Origin of the sequence: Gelidibacter salicanalis (genome assembly GCF_016469035.1) — a bacterium.
In the GTDB taxonomy this organism is placed as follows: Bacteria; Bacteroidota; Bacteroidia; order Flavobacteriales; family Flavobacteriaceae; genus Gelidibacter; species Gelidibacter salicanalis_A.
Window position 1 is genome coordinate 1 of sequence record NZ_JAEHJZ010000314.1, and the last position, 201, is coordinate 201.

General features: G+C 42.8%; 1 protein-coding gene. It reads left to right on the forward strand.

Translation table 11 applies throughout. The annotated features are described in order from the left end of the window. On the forward strand, positions 1 to 201 hold a 201-nt coding region (locus JEM65_RS21585), incomplete at both ends, for a hypothetical protein (protein ID WP_199603824.1).

A 201-nucleotide genomic window follows, 5' to 3' on the forward strand; every position in this document is an offset into this window, starting at 1 on the left:
AATTCAGAGAGATCTTTCACAAAAATGGGTAGCTTGGTTGGCAGAGTTGGTCGATTTGAATACCGTCAAAGTACCCAGACACCTGGGCTTGGTGTTAGATAGAGTTGTGTCGATACATTGTTTTGTCGACGCTTCGATTGACGCCATTGCTTGCACATTCTATTTGGTAGTTGAACACGAGTTTCGAAATAGCACGCTATT